The 4233-nt window shown below is 37.8% G+C and carries 3 protein-coding genes and 1 other RNA gene; 1 reads left to right on the plus strand and 3 read right to left on the minus strand.

The window, feature by feature from the left end; translation table 11 throughout:
• Positions 1-53: 53 nt before the first annotated feature.
• Both ACI4WO_RS01880 and rnpB read right to left on the minus strand, forming a co-directional pair.
• Positions 54-962, minus strand: a complete 909-nt coding sequence (locus tag ACI4WO_RS01880; protein WP_439805863.1) for an AEC family transporter — start codon at positions 960-962, stop codon at positions 54-56.
• 453 nt (positions 963-1415) lie between these two features.
• An RNA gene (gene rnpB, locus ACI4WO_RS01885) (RNase P RNA component class A) lies at positions 1416-1909 on the minus strand.
• Between the two features lie 235 nt (positions 1910-2144).
• Here rnpB and gdhA point away from each other — a divergent pair.
• Positions 2145-3494, plus strand: a complete 1350-nt coding sequence (gene gdhA, locus ACI4WO_RS01890; protein ID WP_439805864.1) for an NADP-specific glutamate dehydrogenase — start codon at positions 2145-2147, stop codon at positions 3492-3494.
• A gap of 56 nt (positions 3495-3550) precedes the next feature.
• Here gdhA and ACI4WO_RS01895 read toward each other — a convergent pair.
• On the minus strand, positions 3551-4233 hold a 683-nt coding region (locus ACI4WO_RS01895), incomplete at its 5' end, for a hypothetical protein (RefSeq protein ID WP_439805865.1).

Raw genomic sequence — 4233 nt, forward strand, 5'->3', positions numbered from 1 at the left:
AATTTTGTCAATAAATATAAATTCCGGTCAGAATCAATCTGACCGGGGTGTGTTCAAAGTATTTTCTGCGTAACCGACATTATAACCGGAAGTGTCGCAATAGAAAGCACTGTAGTCACAGCAAACAGCTCTGATGCATAAAGGGAATCCTTATTATACCTTATAGCAAAAAGAGTTCCCGTTGCCGCTGCCGGACATGCAGAAGCTAAAATAACAGTTCCCACTACCATATTATCTATAGGCAGAAAGCAAAACATTGCCATAGCTGCCAGCGGCACAACAATAAGTTTTATTAACGAAACATAGTATAATCTTGGATTTTTAAGTGCCTTCAATATACTTGTCTGAGCAATTGTTGCTCCTGCTGCGATCATCGCAAGAGGAGTGTTCATACCGTCAAGATAGGTTAAGGTTGTCAGCAGCAGATCAGGAATGTGAATTTTCAGTATAAAAAGCAGAAAACCAATGACCGTTGCAATTATAGCCGGAGTTTTAACCGCCTTAATTGCCATTGTACGGCTTACCTTACCCTCCATCATATAAACACCATGCGTCCATACAAATATGTTAAAAACCGCAAGAAATGTAGTTATATAAAGAACACCCTCAGCTCCGTAAAGACCGTTAACCAGAGGTATTCCCATAAATCCGCAGTTTGAATAAATGCTTGCAAACCGTTCCAGAGCAGCTCTGTCATATTTTTTTCTTATCATAATATACGAGATTATTATTGCAGCAACAATACTTACAAGCGACAGCAAAAGTGCCCATAAAATTCCTTTAAGCAATCTTTTTTCAAAAGGAACCTGATATGAAACAATTATAACAATAGGGTTTATCACCATAAGTACCAGCGATGAAAGTGATTGTGTTGATTCCTTTGTAATAATTTTCATTTTAAAGCATATAATTCCTGTAAGAATCAAAAGTGCCATAATAATGACCTGATTTAAAACTACCATAACAATTCCCCCGTCAATATACTTTATTATTTCCTTTTTGCTGAACATAAACCGCATAAATTTAACTTTATCACACTCTGAATAACAAGTCAATATTATTTTATTATTCAACAATTTTTTCGGAATATTGAAATATTATTTTCAAAAAATGCCCTGAATTTTTTCACATTATTTTCTTTTTTATAACCCCATTTGTTCATACATACCCGGTATAATTTAAACATACCAAAAAGAAAGAAGACAAGAAATCGGTATACAAAAAGGTTTACTGCCTACAACCCCATAAAAAGGCAGAACAAAAAATTCCACCCATCACAAGGTGTTTATTATATATTTTCCTTTCATAACAATTTCCTATTCAAAAAGACCGTATTTTTAATGCGGTCTTTTTACTTTCATAATCAACAGCATTATTGCATTATAATATAAAAAGCCTGAGAAAAAATCTCAGGCTTCATGACCAGACCGATAAGCCGGGTTCTGTCGTGTACGGCAATTTATCTAGGTTTCAGGTTGCCCTGAAACTCAAGCCGCCATTACCTTTATGCCCATCGAGCCAATGTTAGCATAAAAGTACCAATAGGCGTTGCATCGGATAGGGTTTACATGGCAATACAGTCTCCTGTATTCCGGTGAGCTCTTGCCTCGCCTTTCCACCCTTACCCATCAGAACCTGTTCAGCATCTTTCCGGTGAATATGAACATTTTCTGCATTGAAAATTCCTGCAAATCAACAGTTCAATTACAAATTTCCGCCTTAAACTCTGCGAAAATCCCCTTCAAAACTCTACACAAAAAAGATGTTGAACAGGCTCTGAAACGGGCGGTATATTTCTGTTGCACTGGCCCTGGAGTCGCCTCCGGCTGACGTTATCAGCTATCCTGCTCTGCGATGCCCGGACTTTCCTCATAAACTTAAACGTTTCCGCTGCCGTATAGTCTGCTCTTACTTATTTTATTATATTTTTGAAGATTTGTCAACAGCTCTTGACAATATAACAGTTTTTTCTTTATCTCGCAAGTATGTACCGGAATATGACGAATTTTTAAAAATTATTTTTTAATTATATGAAAAAAGTTAAGAATATTCGACAAAACTCTTGCTTTATTTAATTAAAAATAGTATAATAGTTAATATTGGAAGTTTCTCTTCCGATAAATATAATACGGAGGTTTTAAACAATGGCGTTTAAAAGCGAATATTTACAGAAGGTATACGACAAGGTATGCCAGAGAAACAAGGGTGAAGAAGAATTTCTTCAGGCAGTAAGAGAAGTACTGGAAAGTCTTGAACCAGTAGTTGAAAAAAGACCTGACATCGTTAAGGCAGGTATTATTGAAAGAATGGTTGAGCCTGAAAGATTCATTCAGTTCAGAGTACCGTGGGTTGACGACAACGGCAACGTTCAGGTTAACAGAGGCTTCAGAGTTCAGTTTAACTCTGCAATCGGACCTTACAAGGGCGGTCTGAGATTCCACCCTACAGTTTGTGCATCAGTAATCAAGTTCTTAGGTTTTGAACAGATCTTCAAGAACAGTCTTACAGGTCTGCCTATCGGCGGCGGTAAGGGTGGTTCTGACTTTGACCCGAAGGGCAAGTCTGACGCTGAAGTCATGAGATTCTGCCAGAGCTTTATGACAGAACTTTCAAAGCACATCGGTGCTGATACAGACGTTCCTGCCGGTGATATCGGCGTAGGAGCAAGAGAAATCGGATTTATGTACGGTCAGTATAAGAGACTCAGAAATGAATTTACAGGCGTTTTAACAGGCAAGGGTCTTTCTTACGGCGGTTCACTTGCAAGAACAGAAGCTACAGGATATGGTCTTTGCTACTTCACAGATGAAATGATAAAGTCTATGAAGAACGAAAGCTTCAAGGGCAAGACAGTTGTAATTTCCGGTTCTGGAAACGTTGCTATTTATGCTACAGAAAAAGCTACACAGTTAGGCGGCAAGGTTGTTGCTCTGTCCGATTCAAACGGCTACATATATGATGAAAACGGCATCAATCTTGATGTTGTAAAGCAGATCAAAGAAGTTGAAAGAGGAAGAATCAAGGAATATGCTGCAAGAGTACCTGGTTCTGTATATACAGAAGGCAAGGGTATCTGGAGCATCAAGTGTGATATTGCTCTTCCTTGTGCTACACAGAATGAACTCAACGGCGATGACGCTGATATGCTTATCAAAAATGGCGTAATGGCTGTAGCTGAAGGTGCTAACATGCCTTCAACTCCTGATGCTATTGAAAAGTTCCAGGCAGCAGGCGTTATGTTCGGACCTGCAAAGGCTGCTAATGCAGGCGGCGTTGCTACATCAGCTCTTGAAATGTCACAGAACTCTGAAAGACTCAGCTGGACATTTGAAGAAGTTGATGCTAAGCTTAAGAATATCATGATCAATATTTTCCACAATTCATATGATGCTTCCAAGGAATACGGACTTGAAGGCAATCTGGTTGCAGGCGCTAATATTGCCGGCTTCTCTAAGGTTGCTGATGCTATGATGTGGCAGGGTATTTCTTACTAATTGTTAATATTAAAGTTGAATCCCGGAATGAATAAATCATTCCGGGATTTTTATTTTTATATAAGAGAATATTCATCAAGACGATGGTAAATTGCACCACTGGTATCTTCAATAAATTTCATTATCCTTTCAAAACTCAGATATACTGGCGATTCAAAATTATCATGACCTGAAAAGAAATTATCAATTATCCATTGTTCACTGTCAATTATTTCTTCCGGCTTAATATAATCTTTAATACCGATTCCCTGTCCGTCCATCAACAGGCGAACGGGATCATTTGAAAATTTAAATTTATGAGCAGTAATACTGTCAGCCCCGTTAACTTCCCTCATCATAAATTCAAAAAAGCGTTTATCAGTCTGAAGAATTCCGATTTTTTCAGCTTCTTCAGCACATTCAAGACGAATTGTTTTCATAAACATTTCATCAGTTATCAGATGAACCAGATACCCTAAATACAAATCATGATTTTCTTCTTCACGGCAATATTTACTCACAAATTCATTCATACGCTCATGAAACAGTCTTTGATTTTCAGGAAGTATAAACTCCCAGTCTCGTATACTATCTCTCAAATGAGTATGTTTTTTCATTTCACGCTGGTAATTTTTACGGGAATGTATACAGTCCGGAGCAATGTTTCCGGTATAATACTGCGAAAGATCTGCTATTTTAAGTCCCTTATATGTTGTATCAGCTATTGCCAGATGTACAATAACTCCTGCCATAAATAATA

It is taken from the genome of Porcipelethomonas sp. (assembly GCF_051893655.1).
Lineage (GTDB): Bacteria > Bacillota > Clostridia > Oscillospirales > Ruminococcaceae > Porcipelethomonas.

What these genes read in the sequence shown, in the direction of transcription:
- ACI4WO_RS01880 (WP_439805863.1), bottom strand. Translation starts at nt 962, where the DNA reads ATGGTAGTTTTAAATCAGGTCATTATTATGGCACTTTTGATTCTTACA.
- gdhA (WP_439805864.1), top strand. Translation starts at nt 2,145, where the DNA reads ATGGCGTTTAAAAGCGAATATTTACAGAAGGTATACGACAAGGTATGC.